The sequence below is a fragment of the Dysgonomonas hofstadii genome (genome assembly GCF_014196915.1).
GTDB lineage: Bacteria > Bacteroidota > Bacteroidia > Bacteroidales > Dysgonomonadaceae > Dysgonomonas > Dysgonomonas hofstadii.
On the sequence record NZ_JACIEP010000003.1, the window covers coordinates 414,972 to 437,550 of the forward strand.

Annotated in this window: 11 protein-coding genes; 8 read left to right on the top strand and 3 right to left on the bottom strand. The window is 41.4% G+C overall.

Annotated elements, in window-relative coordinates; all coding sequences use genetic code 11:
- Positions 1-28 precede the first annotated feature (28 nt).
- Together GGR21_RS06025 and GGR21_RS06030 are read right to left on the bottom strand one after the other, a co-directional pair.
- Positions 29-5,050, bottom strand: a complete 5,022-nt coding sequence (locus GGR21_RS06025) for a hypothetical protein (RefSeq protein WP_183306282.1) — start codon at positions 5,048-5,050, stop codon at positions 29-31.
- Between the two features lie 4 nt (positions 5,051-5,054).
- A complete protein-coding gene (locus GGR21_RS06030; RefSeq protein ID WP_183306283.1) occupies positions 5,055-5,738 on the bottom strand; it encodes a hypothetical protein in 684 nt (227 codons plus the stop codon).
- A gap of 779 nt (positions 5,739-6,517) precedes the next feature.
- Between GGR21_RS06030 and GGR21_RS06035 the strand changes: the two genes are divergently transcribed.
- Positions 6,518-6,850: a hypothetical protein gene (locus tag GGR21_RS06035; protein ID WP_183306284.1), complete on the top strand. Its 333-nt coding sequence runs from the start codon at positions 6,518-6,520 to the stop codon at positions 6,848-6,850.
- A gap of 24 nt (positions 6,851-6,874) precedes the next feature.
- Here GGR21_RS06035 and GGR21_RS06040 read toward each other — a convergent pair whose 3' ends face one another.
- The gene (locus tag GGR21_RS06040) at positions 6,875-10,939 is read right to left on the bottom strand and encodes a hybrid sensor histidine kinase/response regulator transcription factor (RefSeq protein WP_183306285.1); all 4,065 of its coding nucleotides are present in this window, start codon (positions 10,937-10,939) and stop codon (positions 6,875-6,877) included.
- A gap of 252 nt (positions 10,940-11,191) precedes the next feature.
- On the opposite strand from GGR21_RS06040, the gene GGR21_RS06045 reads away from it, so the two are divergent.
- The 7 genes from GGR21_RS06045 (at position 11,192) to GGR21_RS06075 (ending at position 22,492) form a co-directional block, all read left to right on the top strand.
- Positions 11,192-12,340, top strand: coding sequence for a glycoside hydrolase family 26 protein (locus tag GGR21_RS06045; RefSeq protein ID WP_221232935.1), 1,149 nt, complete (start codon positions 11,192-11,194; stop codon positions 12,338-12,340).
- Between the two features lie 102 nt (positions 12,341-12,442).
- Entirely contained in the window at positions 12,443-13,822 is a 1,380-nt protein-coding gene (locus GGR21_RS06050) for an FAD-dependent oxidoreductase (protein WP_183306287.1), read from the top strand.
- 49 nt (positions 13,823-13,871) lie between these two features.
- Positions 13,872-14,726, top strand: coding sequence for a glycoside hydrolase family 16 protein (locus GGR21_RS06055; protein WP_183306288.1), 855 nt, complete (start codon positions 13,872-13,874; stop codon positions 14,724-14,726).
- Between the two features lie 10 nt (positions 14,727-14,736).
- Positions 14,737-16,590 carry an FAD-dependent oxidoreductase gene (locus GGR21_RS06060; protein ID WP_183306289.1) on the top strand — a complete coding sequence of 618 codons (1,854 nt, stop codon included), beginning with the start codon at positions 14,737-14,739 and terminating at the stop codon, positions 16,588-16,590.
- Between the two features lie 57 nt (positions 16,591-16,647).
- On the top strand, positions 16,648-19,851 hold the full coding sequence (locus GGR21_RS06065; protein WP_246348005.1) for a SusC/RagA family TonB-linked outer membrane protein: 3,204 nt from the start codon (positions 16,648-16,650) through the stop codon (positions 19,849-19,851).
- Between the two features lie 15 nt (positions 19,852-19,866).
- Positions 19,867-21,639, top strand: coding sequence for a RagB/SusD family nutrient uptake outer membrane protein (locus GGR21_RS06070; protein WP_246348006.1), 1,773 nt, complete (start codon positions 19,867-19,869; stop codon positions 21,637-21,639).
- A 34-nt stretch (positions 21,640-21,673) separates the two neighbouring features.
- The gene (locus GGR21_RS06075) at positions 21,674-22,492 is read left to right on the top strand and encodes a hypothetical protein (RefSeq protein ID WP_183306290.1); all 819 of its coding nucleotides are present in this window, start codon (positions 21,674-21,676) and stop codon (positions 22,490-22,492) included.
- The last annotated feature ends 87 nt before the right edge of the window (positions 22,493-22,579 follow it).

The following is a 22,579-nucleotide window of genomic DNA, read 5'->3' on the forward strand; positions in this document are numbered from 1 at the left end:
TTCATAAAATATCTTCACCATTATTTATCTACTGCACCCGCACCCGCATAGCCGGATTAGCCCTCGGCACAATCGAAGATTTACCTATTGTCACAAGATCGGAGGCGGAGCAGCTGTCGTTGGTTACTGTCCAGCGCAGTACAGCCTGTTTGGTGTCGTTTATCAGTTGAACCGTAGTAGTAGGAGAAGCCGTATCTGCAATCGTTGCCTCTCCGGTTACGAGTGTCCATTCTCCCGTACCGCCGGTGGCTGTTGCCGCCATAGTGAACGGATTGAGTGGATTGCCATTCTGGTTCGGCCCGGCATTGGCTGTCGGCATATCGCTTATTTCTACCCCGATGTGCGAACGCATAGGAGACGTACAGACGTTGTTGGTTACAAATTCCAGATAGTAGTCACCGCCATTGGTTAGCGTAAGCGTATCGCGCAACAGGTTACCACCAGTGGCAGCGTCATATACCTGGATCGTGTCAAAAAGCACAGTATTGGTGTAAGCCTCTGACACGGAATCCAGTTTTGTCATCAGGTCACTGACACGGAAAGTATTCGTTTCACAATAGTTCCAGGTGATGTCGGTTGTTGTTCCATTAGCAAAGGTAATTATCGGAGCCTGATAGGTGATGGTAATTTCGTCTACACTTTTGCAGGCGGTTGTCGCCGTAGAATCGTACACGATTTCCACTTTGTAAGTACCGTCCAGGCCAAAGTCGCGGGTATCTATTTCCTCTGTAGTTGAAGGCATAGCAAGCGGTGTTATAGAATAAGTGCCGTTGGCATTCTGGCGATACCATTTGTAGGTACTCAGGTCGGTACCGTAAAACTCTTTAGCCGAAAGCATATAGGCCTGGGGGTTGGCTACGATGTCAACGGGAGCACAGTATGTGTTATCGGGTAAACCCACAAGCCCAGGTTCCCCATAAAAGACCACCTTGTCGTTGTTAAGACTGTAGTTGGACGAGTTGCCGGCGAATTTCAAGCTGTCACCTGTGGCAAGGATTCCGCCCACCTTTACCTGATCCCACTCATTAACTCCCATGGAGTTCAGATAGTTGATACTTGCCGTAGCAGAAATTTGCGTAGCTCCCGATTCGGTTGTCGAACTACCCGCACGAAGCGTGTTTTGCAAACAGGGCGAACCACTGAGTTGCATCAGGTTGTTGACCGTCTGCGTGGTGCCGTTCGCCAGATAGAGTGTGAGGCCTCTCGGGCGTAACAGCAGCGTGTCGATGGTATTACTGCCCACGAGCTGCCGGTCATGGTTCAAAATCAGTTTCTCAAAATAAAGGTCGCCTGTAATGGTATTCATAAATACTGGTTCACGACCTCGGATAGTTTCCACTGTGCCGTATCGATGTCCGTTAACCCCGACGAAGTTGTAATACACCTGGATATAGCTACCTCCGGCATTCAAGGTGGCGCCGGTACCGGAGTAATACCAATTAGAATAGTTAGAACTGCCAGCTGTGGTTGGTATTATTATCTGCGCGTTGCGGATATTCAGGGTACGTGTGCCACTGGTACTGCTGAATCCGCTTATATTCCAATACGTATTGTCGGCATTCAGCGTGCAGGAACCGTTCATTGTGTAAGTGAAAAATGAGTTGGTGGCTCTGGTCATAAGCGAATCCGCCATATTGACAATACCTGCATTATGCACAATCTGATAACCGCTAAGTTTGTCCATATCGAGAGTCAGTTCGGTAACCGCCGAAATTGTCAGCGTATTGACCATCGTCATGTTATCCTTAAATGTCCATTGGGCTGCGCTGTTATTCACTACCAGCCGGTAGAACGATGAGCCTGTGCCGTTGATTAGTTGAGCATCTGTTGCCGGGCCTAGCAGATTGACCACATAAGAAGTATTATTTGATGTAAACTCCATGTCTTCGCCTGTATGAAAGAGGTTACCGTAGGAGTTTATCTGTACAGAAAATTGATTGATGATAATCCCGGAAGGGGTTCCCGCTTCGGCTATGAAGTTATTGAAATTTGCATCATTAGTCTCAATCCTGATGGTTTTATCAGCGGGTATTACAGAATACTGATTGAAATGGACGTTGTCCATCCTGGCCGGCACACAGCCTCCGTCTGGTGTCCCGTCGGAATTAGATGTCCAGTTCGTGGACGTATTCCACAGTCCGTCACCCGCTGCTCCAATCCAATAGAGGTCTTTGGTGAAGCGCTCGGTAAATATCCAGCCGTCATTGCCGCCGTTGTCGATACCCGAAGCGGTGAAATTGCCTCCGCCGGTCGATTTGACGTTGGTCATCTGCACATTCGGAATATTAATGTTCACCGCCGAAGAGATGGTTGCCGAAGCGGGATTGTAGGGCTTTAGCGTTGAAAACCCGGTGCAGTCGGGTGTCGGTATTTCCATCGACTCGTTGATAGTCAACTGAGCTGTAAAACCTATGCTGGATGCAGTCCCCGATGTAGGGCTTGGCAAATTAACGGTAGAAAACGGCGCGGCATAGAGTGAGTCGAGCTTTACCCATCTGGTTTCGAAAGTCAGAGGCGAGTTATCTTCCGAACGTATGGAGTTTGCCTCAAACTGTGTCAGCGAAGAGGTCTGCCCAGCATTGGATATCCTATTGGTTCCTAGACCTTTGAATACAATATTGTAGTAACGCAAGGTTCCCAAAGCCTCGTTGCGGGCAACAACGCTCGGATTGAGGGCACCATTGAGAGCCGTTGGAGATATGTCGGTGGATATGGCGCTGCTGTAAGCGGATAGTGTACTAGATCCTGCGATTGAACTGTTTGCGGGATCGAATATTATTGTGGAAGTGCCGGCATCAAGCGTATCGGTAACGGTATTTCCGAAAAACCAATTGCAGGAAGAGAGGGACAATCTCCCCCTGATGGTTATTTCCGAACTGCCAAGAACCAGCTTGCGGTAAGCCATAGCACTACTACCTGCCGGAAGATAGCTGGCACCAGAATCGTTTCCGTCAAAACTGTTGGCAATATCTACTTTATGCCCGTTGGTGTTGAGCGTTCCATTCCGGAGAATCAGGTCTCCGTACTGAAATGATGATCCAGTATTAAAAACGGTTTTCAGGTCGTCCTCCAGCACCCAGCCACCCACATTAGTAAAATAAATATCGGAGAAGGTTGAGGTATTGGATGTAATGGTTTCGTCCATGTCGTCGGACATAAAATATACATCGGGATACACGCTGACGCCCGGTTTCATATACCATGAGCCGTAGCAGTAGATTGCAGGTGCCACCGCACTGTTAATAGGTGAAGGCAGGATGGAAAAAGTCGTTTTGGGACAATCGTCCTCTATAGTGATGTCGTGAAAATAGGCATTTACGGTGGTGATGGTAATGGCGTCGCCGGTTATTACGGAGTTTTCGTCAAACACGATGTCATCATACTGTGTGGGCGTGCAATAGTCGCTGCCACCCGATGTACGCGACCAGTTTTCGAGTGTATGCCACTGGTCGTCACCGGCATGCCCTACCCAGTAGAGCTTTTTGGGATTGGGAGCCGTAAATGTTATGTTGGTATTGCCTCCGTCGTCGATACCCGTAGCGTTTATGGCGTCGGTACCTGCGCCAATGATACCGAAAATCTGCACGTTTTCGAGCACAATGCTGTGACCTGTACTGTTGTTGAGGGTTGCCACACTGCTACCTCTAAGTTGCCAGTAAGTTTCGCAGTCGGGCGTGGTATCTACCAAATCGTTAGTCAGGGTAATGGTTCTGCCGCTACTGATGGTGTATGCCGCAGAGGGCGCCACGGTGAGCGTTCCGATGGACATGCTTTGGGCGATGGTAGCGCCACGCTCCATAAAGGTCACCGAACCGATGGTGATTCCCTGCGAGTAAGTACCCGTAGATGACAGGTAGGCTTCTGCGTTGGCGTTGTCAAAAATCACCTTGTTGATTTGTGTTCCGTCCTTTGCAAGAAAATGGGCATTGTTGGTTGATGTACCAGCGGCTGTACCCGTATAGGTGATATGAAACTCAGACTTATCGGCATTTAGCAGTGTTCCGCTGAATCCCCATCCCCGGCAGGCTACAAGGGTTCCACCTGTTCCCAGCGCCAGCGAGGTGTTTGCATTTCCCGTCTCCATTTCTGAGGTCAGCGTAAGAGTTTGAAGCGCAGGGAAAGATTGGGCAATGGTGCTTGACAGTGTAAATGAATATCCCGTTATGGTCGTACAGACAGGCATAGACAAAAACGATGGCTCGAGAATATTGAGAGGCGACCCCTCACCTAATGAAAAAGTAGTACAGAGCGGTAGTGTCAGTCCGTAGCTGGAGTGGACATATGTAGCGCCGCTACTGAAGGACGTTACCTGGGGTACGATCAATTGCGCGTTTGTTGCGGGTAACATAGCCGAAGCGGTCTGGACACTGTAGTCAGTCGCTGTTCCGCCAACATATGAAACACCAGTATTGGTGTATGTGTTGATATTGGACATATTCATTACCGTACCGTCATTCATTACATACATAGAAGCGCCTGACCAGTTGATTCCGTTGAAGTTGAGCGTTCCACCATACACCCTGAGGTCAATGCCAGAGATGTTGTCACCCACGATATTGGTAGTCCCCGAGCCATTTTTTCCGAAATAGAAAGTTAATGGATTATTATTAGTGGTCAGCGTGGATGTGTTGCCTGCATCCGGTTCCATGACGATATTAAAAGATCTATAACTTGTAATAGTTGTATTCGCCTGCAGGGTAATATCACCTGTAACCCTCAATATTCGGTCGCCTGAATAATGTAGAAAAGCATTGCTTTCTGGGGTAAAAGTCAGCGACTTGATAACCGGAGAAACGTTTATTAAGATTCGCCTGGCCGATGAAGTTGTTGTACCCGCCAGACCCGAATTGCCATCGATGATGACGTTGGTGGTAGCCGTAGGCACGGACGATGGCTGGTTGGACGGGTCTTGCGTTCCCGACTGATATGACCAGTGGGTAAGGTCGCTCCAGCTTCCCGCTCCGCCAATCCAGTACATTGTTTGCTCTGTCTGTGCAAACGCAGAAGTAGCAAGGATGGCGAGAAATATTATAAGTAAGAAGTGTTTCATGACGTTATTTGACTTTAAACACAATATTCATGAACGTCTTTTCTGTGACCTTTGTCGGGTCTGCCTTGTATTTCAATATGCCGTTGGCATCGAGCGATTCGATGGTAAACGTGTCTTTGTCGTAATAGACGATAAAATACTCCAACTCGCTGGTAACCTTCACAGATAGGGTTCCTGCACCGTCACTTTTATAAGAAGTGGTGGCATCGACCATTCCGAACTGTTTGGCATAGACATCGGTGTATAAGTCGATGGTGAATACTTGCGTCCCCGAGTCGTAAGTTCCCCACGAAAGAGAGACTGGGTCTGTCGGCAATACGATAGAAGGCATGTAGAACTGTTGCGGAAACGCACCCGCAACTGAAGCTACGCTCACCCACTTAGAGCCATCGTTGTAATAAATGCCTTCTTTCACAGCCGTAGCACCTGTACCATTAGGGGCTGTGTTATAAACGAACATACCCTTCACATTTTCGGTTAGGGGGGAGGGGTCATCTGTCGCATTAAGGGTTACGCGCGGCAATAGTAAACCTTTAGTCGATGTTCCTGCTGTTGTTTCCTTCAGGTCGAGAAGGGCATTCTCGTCCGGTTCTTTATCAGCACCGATAGTTACTTGTGCGTGTGTGGCAATAGACAGGCATACCAGCAAGACCAGTATCGCTATTAATTTTTCAGTTCTTAGTTTCATAACTCATTAGTTTGTTGTAATTTTTTAGTAAAGTGTTTGTCCTTAATTTGCTGATCGTCGTATGTTTCTTTAAAATGGAATCATTCTTCTATATTTTTTTAGTATTGAGATATCTGCACGGGCCGATACACATTGGTGTTTCTCCGCTTCCTGATATATTACATTTGATAATCTGGTTGTTTTCTGGATTTGCAATCTGTTGTTTGTCTTAAATATTTGTCTTTTTATATAAAACCGTTTATCTGCTTCCGGTATGTTGCTGTTTCCATGTATTAATGAAGTTATTATTGTAAAAATTTATCTTTAAAAGGTAGTACATTTTCAATCTACAGGATTTCATATGGACAGATAATATTTCTTCCGGATGAAAGATATCTAACTCCCATATTATCAGCAATAAAAACTGAATGGTAAATACCGCATTCCAGTCTTGTTTTCATTCTCTAAGTCGCATTCAGTTTACGACCGCAAGTTATCGGGAAATTTTTATATAGACTTTATAGAATTTCGCCATTCTGTTTTACATTTTCTCCCTGCTATGACAATTTGAATTTTTGCAGATAAGATTTTTGTAACTATTCCGCTGTTATTTTTTTTCAGAAGGCTATTTATCTTTCCTTATATTTATTACTTTCATCATCTGGAAAACTGTTATCTTTTGTATTTGTGACATCTGCAGTTTTAATTATGAATAAGATAATGTAACCCGTAGTGCATTAATATTAGTTTATTAATGTTCATCGAAGATTCAAATTTAGTAATGATACCTATGAAAAAAAATGAAATATTCTTCTTTTCCTAAAATAGATGAAGATAGAATAAAAGATTTTCTATATGAAAAGAATGAGTCTGATACTATCCGCGATTTTTTAGATAAAGAATTACAGGATAAAGGTATTTCAGGCGCATACAGAACTTATATTTCCACTCATTTTGCACAATTTGTTCAAATATATTTGGGGGAAGGGTTGAAAGATCCGAGAAATAGCGATGCACTGATAGATTTTCAGCGTATGCTTTTAAAAGAGTTAAAGAAGATAAATCCGAGTTATGAAAATACATTGATTAAAATACAAAATAATTACAATAAAACGATCAATGTAAAAAATTGACTTTATAAAAAGAAATCAGATCAATTATATTACATATGTTTGCGTATTTGAAACATCGCTTCCATTATTAAGCTCCATGTAACGTTTGGGAGACATCCCATACTGTTCACGAAAGCTATTTGAGAAATGTGATGGTGACGAAAATCCGGTAGCATATGCAACTTCGGATATCGTAAATTTTTGTGTGGCCAACAATTGCGTAGCATACCTCAGCCTGGCTATCTTGATGTATTCGCTGGGATTTTGATGGATCAGCTGTTTCGTTTTTCGCTGAAACTGTGAGCGGCTTATTCCCATTTGGCTGCTGATTGTCTCAACAGACAGTTCCGGGTCGGATATGCGCTCTTGAATAATATCATCAAATTTTTTGAGAAAAATATCATCTGCTGATCTCACTTTACTCGCATCAACTTGTTCAAACTTACCTTTATATTTATCACTCATAGTCGTGCGTAACTCTATTAGTTTGGCTATACGTGTCTTCAGATGTTCGGTATTAAATGGTTTCGGTATATAAGAATCGGCTCCCATACGTAATCCTTCGATACGATCTTCTATTGTTGTGCGGGCTGTAAGTAAAATAATTGGTATATGAAGTGTTTGTTCGTTTTTTTTCAGTCTGTTGCACATCTCTAGCCCATCAATCTGGGGCATCATAAGATCGGATATAATACAATCGGGTTGTTCACTGATTGCCTTTTCAAGCCCTTCTCTTCCATCTGATGCCTTCAATATAAGATATTCATCTTTTAGAATAGCTGTAAGGTAGTCTTGTATTTCTTTATTATCCTCTACAATCAATAACCGACGTTTATGTTTTGTGTTTTTTTTACTTTGTACTATCTCTTCAGTCTGCTCAACCATAATCAAAGGTTCTATAACAGACGCTTTTATGTCTGTATTTACTGCATTAGTCATGGGTTTCAGACGAATGTCATTCAAGGGGATTCTAATAATAAAACGAGTTCCGATACCATTGTCAGTATCTTCAATGTATATATCTCCATGATGAATGATCATCAAATTGAGAGATAGATGTAAACCAATGCCAGTACCGGTTCTTACTTTATTATCTTCGTTAGGTATGCGGAAGAAACGATTGAATACAGATTCACGCAATTCATGAGGTATTCCAATACCAGTATCCGAAACATGTATAAGTAATGAGTTGTTTTCAGAAGTTGCCAGGACTTTTATGCAGCCACCTTGTGGTGTATACTTCATCGCATTAGATATAACATTTACTAATACTTTGTCCATGATATCAGGGTCGACCCAGGCCTTAGATACACCTTGACCGACATTAAATGTAAGTGTTATGTTTTTGTCCTCTGCCATATAACTGAAAGAAGATATGATGTTTTCTATAAATCCGGCTACATCCAATTCTTCTGTACGAAGCACGACCTTACCTCTGTCTATCTTTCGCATGTCCATTGTCTGATTTACCAGTCTTAAAATCCGGTGTGCATTCCAGAACATTAATTTATACAACTTAAGTAGCCTTTCGTTTTTTTCTTCCTTGATAAGTTGTTCGATTGGAGAAAGGATCAAGGTAAGCGGCGTACGTATCTCGTGTGAGATATCTGTAAAAAATTGAAGTTTAGATTGCATAATCCGGGCTTCATTAGCTTTTGCAATGTTTTCTCTCCTTTTTATTTCCTTCTTTTTAATAATATAATATGCGTAACTCCCTGCTGTTAAGAATAGTAATACATAAATGATCATAGCCCACCATGTTTTCCAGAGAGGAGGAGTAATAATGATCTTTAAACTTTTCTCCTGCGGGTTATTTCCCGATAAAGAAGCCCTTACCCTGAATATATATTCTCCCGGAGGAATGTTTGTGTAAGTCGCAATCCGGCTGTTTGCGGAAACTGTTTTCCATTCTTTATCGAAATTATCCATACGAACTTGATAGATCACCTTATCGTTGGCTGTATATTCTATTGCGCCGAAACTGATAGAAAAGCTCTTGGTATTATAGTTTAGTGTTATTTCCTGTGTGTTATTTATATCATCTTTAAGTATAGAGTTCTTGTCACTGTTAACTTCAACACGTGTATTATATATATACAAATCAGTAAAAGCAAGCCCAAGCAACGAATGTGCAGGCAACTCCGTAAAGGATTGAAAATACACCACTCCTCCTATTCCTCCAAATAATAATTCGCCATCGGTTGAACGACAATGTGCTCCACGCTTAAATTCACCGTTCATGTCCCCTCGCGGAGTTACATAGCCGGTTATCTCTCCTGTTGCTGTATTCAAAAAAGCAAGCCCCATACTGGTACTTATCCAAAGATTATTATTTTCGTCAATTTCAAGACCGTTGATCGAGGCATCAGGCAAACCATCTGATTTTGTATATATAGTTTTTATCTCATTGCTATTACTTTCAAGACAGTTAAGACCATTCTTTGTTCCTACCCATAGATTTCCAGATTTATCTTCTGTAAACGCATTTATGCAGTCGTTACTTAGCCCGCAGATCTTCGTTGTAAAATCAGTATAAGTTCCTGTTTTTATGTTATAACAATTAAATCCCGCACTGCTGGTACCTATCCATAATTGTTCCGAAGCGCTTAAATACAATGTATTTATAGCGTTGCTAAGCAATTGGTCGCTCGTTTTTTGTATGTCATGCTTCAACCACTGCATCTGGTTTGATCCCGGCGTATATACACAGACGCCATCACTATTTGTTCCTATCCACAGGTTCCCGCTATTATCTTCTGTGATGACATTTATATCTATCAGTTCTACACCATTTCCAGAAAAGTTCTCAAGTAAAAATAGATCCTTTTCAGGATGATATCTGTATAATCCTGATAAATATGTTCCTGCCCATATTCTACCCTTTGAGTCTTGAAAAAGTGTTACTACATTTTGCCCTTTCAACAAGTCAGCATTGTAATGTTTCCGCACATTCTTACCTGAATCGAGCTTGTATATGCCATCACCATCTGTCCCAAACAAAAAATCGCCATTACTATCCTGAATAATAGCCAATACCGGTTCTTTTCCTATATTCTTTTTTGTATAGAAAGGATTGAATCCCAGCGTCCGGAACGTTTGTTCGTTGGAAGGTATAACCATTACGCCTTTTTGGTAAAGTCCCAGCCAGATATTTCCTTGTACATCCTCTATGATGCTATGTATTTTGGCCTCACGCATATCTATCAGCGGAGAGTAAGAATCGAAACCTGTAGTTTGCTTAGTATTATAATTATATTGCTTTATCCCTTTTCCATCTGTTCCAATCCACAATATTTTATTTTTGTCATTTTCAAGCGTGTAAACCCGCTCACAATCAGGTATATAATTGCGGATTATACGCCGGGTAGAATAATCGAACAAATCAATGCCTGAATCAATGGAACCAATCAGTATGTTTCCGTCCGGAGTACTGGATATCGTAAATATTTTATTACTTGACAAGGTATTTACATCACCCGAAACGTTCACATAGTTAATAATCATTCCATTGCCGCTATTAATAACGCTAATGCCGTTGTCGTGTGACCCTATCCATATATTTCCAAACTTATCTTCAAAAATCGTATTGATCTTATTGCTGCATATATTGCTGTTTACAGGCATATAATAAGTCGGTTGATAGGTATCGGCTTTTAGGCAAATAGCTCCAGCCCGGCTTGTTGCCAACCAGATATTTCCTTTCCGGTCTTCAATAATACTATTGATATAAGAAAAGTCGTTAACATGAGGATATGAAAACTTTATAGCTTCAAACGTATCAGTCTTTCTGTCGAAACGTTGAAGTCCTTCGGTAGTACCTACCCAAAAATTATTTCGGCTATCTTCGAGAATCGTAAGGACAGAATTCGTCATCAACGAAGTAGAGTCACCATACTCATGATAGTATGTTTTAATATCAGACCCATTATACCTGCTTAAGCCATTGTCAGTACAAAACCATATATAGCCGGTCTTATCCTGATATATTTTATGAATATGACTATTGATCGACTGATTTATATACGAAAGGTATATTCCGTTATTGCCCCAAAGCAATACAGATATCATAGTCAGTACAACAATAAATAAATATTTTTTCAGATCGTGCATCCATTCACCACTATTAGTTCAGTATTGAGGTTGGCGTATAACAAATTTAATTCATTTTTCCGGAATTAGTTTATCCAATCTGGGCTTTGCAACATTTCTGCATCAATATGCAACATTTCTGCAAGTCCGTGTGCATAGATGATACTATTTGATTGATTTAAACAAGCTCTGTGAATCTATATGAAGTATTTTCGCATATCTCAGTTTCTGAAATAATACACCATGTATCTAATATATAAAAGGAAAATGATATTGAAAAAAGAAATACCGGTTTTAACTGTATTTATACTATTTTTATTTTCTTGTACGCAACCCGCAAAAGTCACAGAAAGAGTAGAATGCCCTGTGTCGGATGTTCAGGCTACTCCCCGAACCAAAGAATTAATGTCTTTTTTGTCTCATGTCAAAAAGAAAGGAATCATGATTGGTCATCAGGATGGATTGCTATATGGAAATTCATGGTTCAATATAGAAGGATGGTCGGACGTAAAAAGGGCTACCCACGACTATCCGGCAGTAGCCGGGTATGACTTCGGAAAGATAGAAACGGATGCTGATATAAATATTGATTCAGTACCATTCAGTATTATCAAAAATAAAATTATCGAGGGATATAAAAAGCAAATCACTACCACTATAAGTTGGCATGTGGACAATCCCCTGACTGGCGGAGGATACAATGATACGTCTACCGGAAATACTGTTGCAGGTCTGATACTACCTTCCGGTAATCTGGATAACAAATTCAAAATATCATTAGACAGGCTCTCTGACTTCCTTTGCGAACTGAAAGATGATAATGGGATTGAAATTCCAGTAATTTTAAGACTGTTTATGTCAGGAAACTGCCAGGATGAGTATTGGTGGAGTATTTCTCATTGCAGTCCCGAAGAATACAAATCATTATGGAGAAAAACTGTAGAATATATTCGCTCCGAAAGGAATATACATCATGTGTTGTATGCGTATTCTATCCGGGCAACCGATAATCCTGATGAGTTGCTTAACCTCTATCCAGGCAATGAGTATATTGATATTATAGGAGTCAATTATTACTTTCCCGACAATGACTATAAACTGGGACAAAGAGATATATTTGATCAAACACTGGCCGTTGTGTGCGATTTTGCCGAGAAACATAAAAAGATTCCGGCTCTGACTGAAACAGGTATGGAAGGCATTAAAACACCTAATTATTTTACTGGCCAGCTTTATCCCATACTTTCGAAATACGAACTCAGCTATGTTCTTTTCTGGCGAAATGCATGGAATATGGAAGAGCACTATTATGTACCGATTCCGGGGCATCCGGCTGTCGACGACTTTGTCAATTTTACAGCGAAGTCCACAATCTTTCTTCGTGAAGATATTAAAGAAGACTATATCAAGTATTTGAAATAGAAAAGCTATTTCCGAATTAGTATATCTTTTGCAATATAATACTTACACATAATTAAAAAACAAATCATCTACTCTGCCTTAAATCTTTTAACTATATAGCTTATGACTATTAATCGCAGGAATTTTCTAAAAAAAACGAGTCTGCTTGTGGCAGCTTCTTCTGTCCCATTTATAGCGAATTCACAAACAATCATAAAGGAGAAAAATCCCAAAATTCCAGTTGATAATCAATGGGATGTTATCATTGTTGGTGGAGGGCCATCCGGCTGTACTGCTGCTATTGCAGCCGCACGTGAAGGAGCTAAGACCTTGTTGGTCGAAGCTACAGGACAATTGGGGGGAATGGGAACTAGCGGTATGATTCCTGCATGGTGTCCGTTTTCCGATGGGGAAAAAATTATATATCGCGGATTGGCTGAAAAGATATTTAATGCCGCAAAGAAGGGCGTGCCACATGAACCCGCAAAAAAATTAGATTGGGTTTCTATCAATCCCGAACAACTTATGACCGTCTATGACGATATGGTTATAGGTTCGGGGGCAAAAGTATTATTTTTTTCGCGTTTAGCCAAAGTAGAAATGAAGTCGGATGATACAATAGATGCCATTATAGTAGCAAACAAGGCAGGGCTTACTGCCTTCAAAGCAAAAGTTTTTGTTGATTGCACAGGCGATGGAGATTTGGCTGTGTGGGCAGGTGCAGGGTATTTGATGGGAAACGGTGACGGCAAAGTCCAGAAATCGACATTATGTTTTTCTGTAGCCAATGCAGATTCTTATGCTTACACAAACAGCCCTAATCTGTATTATGAAAATGCGGATAGTCCATTACACGAGGCCGTGAAATCCGGAAAATACCCATTGGTAGACAAACATTGTTGCAATAATTTTACTGGCCCTAATGTTGTGCAATTCAATGCCGGACATATCGAAATGAACGACACAACTAATCCTTGGCAAATATCCGACGCTATGATTCAGGGGCGGAAAGTAGCCGGAGAATATCTGAAAATGATAAAAGACTATCAACCAAGTGTATATGGGAATTCATTTATCGTAAAAACAGCATCATTGCTTGGAATACGCGAAAGCCGGAGAATCGAAGGTGACTATATCTTTACCATACATGATTGGATCGCCAGAAAGAGTTTTGATGATGAAATAGGGCGTAATTCCTATTTTGTGGATATACATACTGGCGGTTATGAAGCCAAACATTATGGAAGAGGTGAGTCGCACGGCATACCATACCGCTGTCTTACCCCTAAAAAACTAAAAAATCTATTGATAGCAGGCAGATGTATTTCCTGTGATGAGGAGGCTTTAGGTAGTCTTCGTGTAATGCCCCCCTCTCTCGTTACCGGCGAAGCTGCCGGATTGGCTGCTGCTTTAGCAATGAAACAATCAAAAAATGATGTTCATAATATTGACGTGTCATTTCTACGTAAACGATTAAAAGAAGAAGGACAATATTTTCTATAACTAACAATTGTTTCTTGCTGATTTTCAAATCAATATAAAATAAATAAGAATGAAACAAATTCAATCTCTACTGCACAGTTTAATAATAGTGGTGTTGGTCAGTAGCTGTGTAAACAATAGCACATCACAAGAAGAAAGTACGGATATTGCCGACAATACTGTTGTTGCTATTCCGCAAGGATATTCAAAAATAGTTTTTCAGGACGAGTTCAATGACAAAGGATTAGTAGACGCAGCCAAATGGGGATATGAAGAAGGATATCTCCGAAACGGTGAAAAACAATATTATACTAAAGGACGTTTGGAAAATTGCCGTGTAGAGAACGGGGTCCTTTATATAACCGCATTGAATGACAGTGCCCTGATAGATGGAGCTATACGTCCGGTTACCTCTGCAAGTATCACAACCAAAGGTAAAGCAGAGTGGAAATATTGCCGCATTGATGTTCGCGCCAAGCTTCCGGTTTGCTTAGGGACCTGGCCTGCTATCTGGATGATGCCTGCAGAGAGTTCTTATGGACGCTGGCCCGACAGTGGCGAAATTGATATTATGGAGCATGTAGGGTACGAACCAGAAAGTGTACATTATGCCATTCATATGAAATCAAATAATCATATGAAAGGTAACGGTTTTACATCCAAAGTGTTTTCTCCTACACCGAATGATTTTCATATATACAGTATCGAATGGCACGAAGACCGTTTAGAATGGTATCTTGATGGACGTAAACGCTTCGTTATTAATAAACCGACAGAAAGTAACTGGGAAAACTGGCCGTACGACCAACCTTTTTATCTGATCCTGAACTTCGCTTTTGGTGGAGGTTGGGGTGGCCAAAAAGGAATAGATATGGAAGGAATGCCTCTGGAATATGTTATTGATTACGTGCGCGTCTTTCAATAATTAGCTAATTATGAAAAAGATATATACACTACTTGCTCTTTTTATAACTATAAATACTACATCGCTCCGTGCAGCTGATTACCTGCTTGAAGCCGAAAGCTTCATAAGCAAAGGAGGTTGGGTTGTCGATCAACAATTTATGGATATCATGGGGTCTCCCTATCTTATGGCTCATGGTATGGGTGTACCCGTTGCCGGAGCAAAAACTAAGATCACATTACCCGTGGCAGCTACTTACCATGTTTATGTGCGTACTTTCAATTGGACTTCTCCGTGGCTGAAAGGAAAAGGTCCGGGCAAATTCAACGTGTGCATAGCCGGGAAAAAACTAAACACAATATTAGGAGATTCTGGTACTGAATGGGTATGGCAATATGCAGGTCAAGTATCAATCCACTCACTGGATACTACTGTCGAACTCCATGACCTGACCGGATTCAATGGACGTTGCGACGCCATTTTTTTTACTACGGAAGAAGGAAAAGTACCTCCTTCTAACCAATTGGAACTAGCCTGTTTCCGAAAAAGAATACACAATCGCCCCGAAAATCCAGACTCTGCCGGAGAGTTCGACCTGATTGTAGTCGGAGGCGGTATTGCAGGTATAAGCACAGCTGTGTCGGCGGCAAGGTTAGGATGTAAGGTCGCTTTAATCAACGATCGGCCTATATTGGGAGGTAATAACAGTTCTGAAATCCGTGTACACCTGGGTGGCCGCATCGGAGTAGGTCCATATAAAGAACTTGGAAACTTACAGAAAGAATTTGGTCCCTTACGTGAAGGAAATGCTAAACCTGCCGAGTATTATGAAGACGAGAAAAAGGATAAGATAGTTAAGGATGAAAAGAACATTACCTTATTTGCCAGTTACAGGGCTGTAAAAGTGGAAACAGAAAGCTCAAATATAACCATGATAACAGCCGAGCATATAGAGAACGGGAATGAATTACTTTTCTCCGCACCCTTGTTTGCCGACTGTACCGGCGATGGCACAATAGGTTTTCTGGCTGGTGCTCATTGGCGTATGGGCAGGGAGGCTCAATGCGAATTCGGAGAAGAAACAGCACCACAAGTCACAGACAATATGACTATGGGTTCATCCGTGCAGTGGTATTCTATAGATATGGATAGATCGATAAAATTTCCCGATTTTTCTTATGGTATCATCTTTGACGAAGAAAATTGCGAAAAAGTCGATATGGGTGAATGGACATGGGAAACAGGAATGAATTATAATCAAATAGATGATTTTGAACGAATCCGGGATTATGGGCTTTTGGTTGTATATTCAAACTGGAGTTTTCTGAAAAATAAATCGGCGGACAAAGAAAAGTACAAAAACAAAAAACTTGATTGGCTAGCTTACATGGCAGGTAAGCGCGAATCGCGCCGTTTGATAGGAGATTATATACTGAAAGAAAGCGATTTGCGCAAGTTCCTTGTTCATGAAGATGGAACGGCCGCAACAACATGGACTATCGATTTGCATTATCCTGACCCCGAAAACAGCAAACATTTTCCAGATACAGAATTCAAATCAATAGCAAAACATACAGCAATATATCCATATCCTATTCCTTACCGATGCCTGTATTCCCGAAATATAAATAACCTTTTTATGGCTGGACGCAACATCAGCGTGACGCATATCGCTTTGGGCACGACCCGGGTAATGCGAACCACAGGAATGATGGGAGAAGTAGTGGGCATGGCCGCTTCGCTTTGTAAAAAATACAATGAGAAGCCACGCGGAATCTACTGGTATTATTTAGATGAACTGAAAGACCTTATGGATTCAGGAGTAGGAAATAGTAAACTCCCGAATAATCAACAGTATAATCAAGGAAATATGCTGATAGATTGAATAAATTCTAACAAACATACAATAGTTAACCTTATTATTCACATAAAAAAAGTAAACATGAGAAAAATCAAAAACGTAGTGCTGATTAAATGCAGGAATATATGCATGATAGCATATCTTGCAGCCTTATTTTGCTGCCCTTTGTGGTTGAAGGCACAAAGCCCAAATATACAATTGGTAGAGACTAAGTCTGTTTCGGATAATACACAAATAAATCACAAAATTCGGGGAACAGTAAAAGACACTGCCGGCGAATCTCTGGCAGGAGCCGTTGTAGCCGTTAAAAACTTACCGACAACCGGAATAGTGACGGATGCTGACGGAAATTACGAACTGACTATACCTTACGGTTCTGAAATGGTCATTTCCCTTATAGGATATGCATCTGAAGTTATCAAGGTTGAAGAAGGGAGAAACCTGTATATAGTAATATTAAAAGAAAATGCTCAATCGCTGGATGAGATTGTGGTTGTAGGATACGGTGTACAAAAAAAGAAATTACTGACAGGTGCCACAATACAGGTTAAAGGAGACGATTTGCAGAGGTTAAACACTGTTAACCCTTTGTCGGCACTGCAAAGCCAAAGTCCCGGAGTAATGATTACGCAAACATCCGGTCAGCCCGGCGAAGGTTTTAAGGTGAATATCCGAGGTTTAGGGACTGTGGGAAGTTCATCTCCGTTATATATTATCGATGGTGTTGCAGGCGGAAATATAGATGCTCTCAATCCGTCCGATATAGAGACCATAGACGTGCTAAAAGATGCCGCATCGGCAGCTATTTATGGTGCACGCGCAGCAAATGGTGTAATACTGATTACAACCAAACAGGCCAAAAGCGGTAAAATGTCTGTAACTTATGATGGATACTATGGTTTGCAGTATATGTATAAAATGCCGGATATGCTAACTGCAAAAGAGTGGATAAACCTGCAGAACGAGAAATCTTTCAACAATGGCATAATGGATTATATGGATGAAATAAAGGGCAAGCTTCCGGCAGCCACATGGAATGCCATACAAAACGGTGAATGGGAAGGGACAAACTGGATGAAAGAAGCCTATAATAAGGCAGCCCCAATTCAAAATCATTCAATTAATATCGTTGGTGGTAGCGACCAATCTAAATTGTCGATGGGCTTCTCATACACTTCTCAGGAAGGGATATTGGGAAAACCCGTAGAATCTCAATACGATAGGTATACCGCACGGGTAAACACCGAAGCTGTTTTACTGAGAGGCAATGGATTTGACATCATTAAAATAGGTGAAACATTGAACTTTATGCACGCGAAAAAATCAGGGATTGCTGTTGGAAATTACTACTGGAACTCTATATCCGACTATCTCGATGGAAATCCTCTGATTCCGAACCGGAACGAAAGCGGCGGTTTTTTCGATTATTATGATATGGAAAGTCTCGGATATTCTAATTTTACCAGTTCTAATCCTGTAGCTCTAACAGCATTAACGGCAAAAGGATTAAATGAAAGTACCGAGTACAGATTGCAAAGCAGCGCTTATCTGGAAATCCAACCTGTCAAAAGTCTGATTTTCCGTTCTCAATTCGGATATAAGATGTCAGCCTATGCTTACCGGAGTTACTCTGACATATATAGACTTTCTCCTACTATCATGAACTCAGTGGATGAGGTAATCCAGCGTAGCAACCATAATCATGGATTGACCTGGGATAATACACTGGCATATTCATTTTATGTCAGCGAAGACCATAAATTTGATGCGGTAATAGGACAATCTATCGAAAAAGCTAACTTAGGGTCTAATATGTCTGCAACCGGATCTAATTCGATATTCCCGAATTCTTTCGACCATGCCTGGCTGTCTAATACAAATGCTTCTACTTTGAATGAAATCGCTGTTTCAGGAGCACCTTATTCAAAATCTACTTTAGCTTCTTTTTTCGGACGTGTTAACTATAATTATAAAGAAAAATATTTAGCTACAATTGTAATGCGTACCGATGGCTCCTCCAATTTCGCCCGGGGACATCGCTGGGGGTATTTCCCTTCCGTATCGGGCGGTTGGATTATCTCAAACGAATCATTTATGGGATCCACCGGAAACTGGCTGGACTTCTTAAAGATTCGTGCCAGTTGGGGGCAAAACGGAAATGCTGATATTAGTAATTTTCAATACCTGTCTACAATCGTATTTAATGAAGAGGATACATTCTTTTTTAACGAAACAACCCCTTCCTCCAGTGCAACAGCGGGTGTGTTAGGTAACCCTTCTGTTTCATGGGAAACATCCGAACAATTAGATCTTGGTTTGGATATGAGTTTCTTATCGTCGCGTTTAGGTATAAATTTCGACTGGTATAACAAAAAAACAAAAGATTGGTTGGTAACAGCTCCAATAGCATCGGTCTTTGGAGTCGGAGCCCCGGTTATCAATGGAGGAGATGTAGAGAACAAAGGTGTAGAACTCGCAGTTAACTGGAATGATAAGGCAGGCGATTTCAAATACGGGATTAATGTAAACTTTGCACATAATAAGAATAAAGTGACACGCATCGCGAATGCCGAAGGGATTATCCATGGCAACACAAGTGTCATTGCTTCGGGAGAAATGTATCGTGCGCAAGTAGGTTATCCCATTGGCTATTTCTACGGGTATAAAACCGCCGGAATCTTTCAAAATCAGGAACAGATAGACAATACCGAGGCAAAATATGATGGTGTACAGGCAGGTGATGTTATTTTTCAGGATTTGGACAATAGCGGTACTATAACAACAGACGACCGTACAATGATTGGAAATCCGCATCCGGATTTCACATTAGGCTTGAATCTTAATTTTTCATACAAAGGATTCGATCTGTCGATCACTTCATTTGGTGCATTTGGTCAGCAAATAGCAACAAAAATGCCTTTGGTATATCAAACTACGGATATATTCTCCCGCTGGACTGGAGAAGGAACATCCAACAGATATCCCCGGTTGGGCGGCCATGCATCTAACCTGAGCAACTTTTCGGATCTTTATATTGAAGACGGAGACTACATGAAATTAAGGAACCTGACTGTAGGGTATGATTTCAAGAACCTGTTTCCAAAGATGCCTTTAGCTCAGGCCCGGCTCTATTTTACAGCTCAGAATTTATTTACTATCACCGGCTATTCGGGTATGGATCCGGAAATAGGTTATGGAGACGATAAAAACTGGGTTTCAGGTATCGATCTAGGCTTTTATCCAAGTCCCAGAACCTTTATGATTGGAGTAAACCTTAAGTATTAATTTCTAAAAAACACAATGATGACTAGATATTATAGATATATTATTATTGCTTTGTTTGGAGTAATGTTCGTGAACTGCGAAGGTTTTCTGGACACCGAAAGCTATACAGATAAAAATACAGGTAATTTCCCGACTACAACAGATGATGCCACACAGATGGTGTCGGGTGTATATTCTTGTTTCTACCCCCCTCAGGACGGGGTTACTTCCACTTACTGGCTAAATGCGCTTCTCAGTTCGGATGATTGTTTTGGCGGGGCTCCATATACAGACAGGGGCTATCAGGCAATAAATCATTTATTGTGTACAAACCTCAATCAATACCAATCGTACTGGAAAAAGTCGTATAAAGGGATTAGCCGTGCAAACATGGCGCTTGCCAATCTGGATAAACTGGAAAATGAAGCCCTGAGAAATCAATTGTTGGGAGAAGTCCATATTCTGAGAGCTTATTTTTATTTCGAATTAGTACAATTATTCGAGAATATTCCTCTGATGACTACAGTTCCCGAAACAATAGACGAGATAACGAACTATCCCCTACAAGCCAGCCCTGATGAAATCTATGGAATAATTGCCTATGATTTGAAAAATGCTATAGAACTGATGCCTTCAAACAAATGGGATGCAACAGTTACCGGAACAGGCCACCTCACAAGGTGGGCAGCAGAAGGAATGCTGGCACGTGTATTTCTATTCTATACAGGATTCTACAACAAGGAGAATCTCCCTTTAATGGGTGACGATTATACTATTACCGGATCGATTTCAAAAGATGACGTAGTTAAAGTTCTAGAAGATTGTATAGATAATAGCGGGCACGATTTAGTCGAAGATTTTCGTTCCTTGTGGTCGTATACCAATAGAGCGACACGTAAAGACTTCTATTTGGCAAAAGATGCCCCTGAATGGGTGGAGGATGGCAAAAACAAGGAACAGGTCATGCATATTCCTTTCAAGACCATGTCTAAATGGTTTACTTATGAATCTGTTTACAATAGTTATCGGCTTACTTTAGGGACACGCTCCGATTTCTCAGCGGGCTATTTAGTTAATATGTTTCCGATGGGACATGGATGGGGAGCCGGCCCTGTCAATACCAAATTATATGAAGAATGGAAAGCTACCGAACCGAACGATATGCGCAGGGATGCCTCAATAATCGACTTAACGACATTTGACGCATTTCAGTTTGGCACAGGCAATATGATGGAAGAAACCGGTTACTGGCAATTGAAGCAATGCCCGATATCGGCTGTGCAAGAGAAAAATAGTGATGGATCTATTAAGTCTTGCTATGTCACTATGGAAACTTCCGGAGAGTATGATTATGGCGCAATTGGATCGTCAGAATGGTTTTGGGCTCATGGAGTAGATTTGACATTAATACGTTTTGCTGATGTGTTGTTGATGCATTCTGAATTGACAAACACACCGGACGGAATAAATCGGGTTCGTAGCCGGGCAGGCTTGTCAACTGTCGCATATTCCGATCAGACTCTACGTAACGAACGTCGATGGGAACTGGCTTTCGAAGGACTCAGGTGGGGTGATGTGCGCAGATGGGGTATCGCAGAAGAGACACTGGCAAATCAGATTGGTGTTTCTATTTATAACAGAAAACAGGCTACAACGATGAAAGCGCAAGGAGTTGGCTTTGTCGAACGCTACAAACTGACACGAGGTTTCCGTCCGTTACCGTTCGACGAAATCGAACTCTCGAATGGAGTTTTAAAACAGAATCCAGGCTGGGACAACTCGACAATATATAATGGCTGGGTTGACTGATAAAGTATTATTAACATCAACAAAAATACAAATTATGAATAATATATTTAAATATGCAATAGCAATATTACTCTTATCCTTATATGCCTGCGATCCTATTGAAAACAGGGATGAAATGAAAGGTAATAATATGACAGAGGCCAAAATTAGCGCCACACCGGTTGTTGTAGACGGAATGAATTCGAATAAAGTCATACTTAACAGTGAGGGCAATAAATGCCTTTCTAACTGGAACTGGGGAACAGGTTCGAGTTCCAATTCATATGTGGAAGCAAAACTGGTTGTAAAAGGAGACCAGAACATAACATATACGGGATTAAATCCGGACGGAACCCAGTTTCAACAAGTATTGACGGTTCATATCGAAACACTTCTCGACGTATCTCCTTTGTGGGGTTATCTGTGTGGAACCGGAACTAAAGAATGGACTTGGACGGGAACCGCCTGGGGAATAGGCGAGTGGCAGAATGCTACAAGTCCTAACTGGTGGGGAGCTGGGTCTGATATGATGAATGACCATGAATGCGGACTTTATCCTTATCAAGGTACAGGAGCAACTATGACCTTTACTGTGGCGGGAGGAAAACTTACGATCAAACGTTCGGATGGAAAAACAATGGAAGGATTCTTTTCAATAGACGATACCAAAACATTGAATCGTCCTAATGGAAACCCGTGGTCGGTCGGACAATTGAAAACAACCGGTGTAACTGTTCTTCACGGAGGGCTTATAAATGATGGCTGTGCCCCTGTATATCAGTACGAAATAGTTGTTTTAGATGATGATAAATTAGTCCTTGCTGCCCAAAACTCGGCAGGAGCCGGAACATATTGGATGTTCGCTCCTATTTAAATAAGAAAGGTGATTATTTACTCATGAGTGGCCGGGATTTTTTCCCGGCCTCTTCTGCATTAACCTTTATTAATTTATTGATTAAGC

Bases quoted from the DNA above. Each gene is read 5' to 3' on its own strand.
- GGR21_RS06040 (WP_183306285.1), bottom strand. From the start codon at position 10,939: ATGCACGATCTGAAAAAATATTTATTTATTGTTGTACTGACTATGATA.
- GGR21_RS06030 (WP_183306283.1), bottom strand. From the start codon at position 5,738: ATGAAACTAAGAACTGAAAAATTAATAGCGATACTGGTCTTGCTGGTA.
- GGR21_RS06060 (WP_183306289.1), top strand. From the start codon at position 14,737: ATGAAAAAGATATATACACTACTTGCTCTTTTTATAACTATAAATACT.
- GGR21_RS06070 (WP_246348006.1), top strand. From the start codon at position 19,867: ATGATGACTAGATATTATAGATATATTATTATTGCTTTGTTTGGAGTA.
- GGR21_RS06075 (WP_183306290.1), top strand. From the start codon at position 21,674: ATGAATAATATATTTAAATATGCAATAGCAATATTACTCTTATCCTTA.
- GGR21_RS06050 (WP_183306287.1), top strand. From the start codon at position 12,443: ATGACTATTAATCGCAGGAATTTTCTAAAAAAAACGAGTCTGCTTGTG.
- GGR21_RS06035 (WP_183306284.1), top strand. From the start codon at position 6,518: ATGAAATATTCTTCTTTTCCTAAAATAGATGAAGATAGAATAAAAGAT.
- GGR21_RS06065 (WP_246348005.1), top strand. From the start codon at position 16,648: ATGAGAAAAATCAAAAACGTAGTGCTGATTAAATGCAGGAATATATGC.
- GGR21_RS06055 (WP_183306288.1), top strand. From the start codon at position 13,872: ATGAAACAAATTCAATCTCTACTGCACAGTTTAATAATAGTGGTGTTG.
- GGR21_RS06025 (WP_183306282.1), bottom strand. From the start codon at position 5,050: ATGAAACACTTCTTACTTATAATATTTCTCGCCATCCTTGCTACTTCT.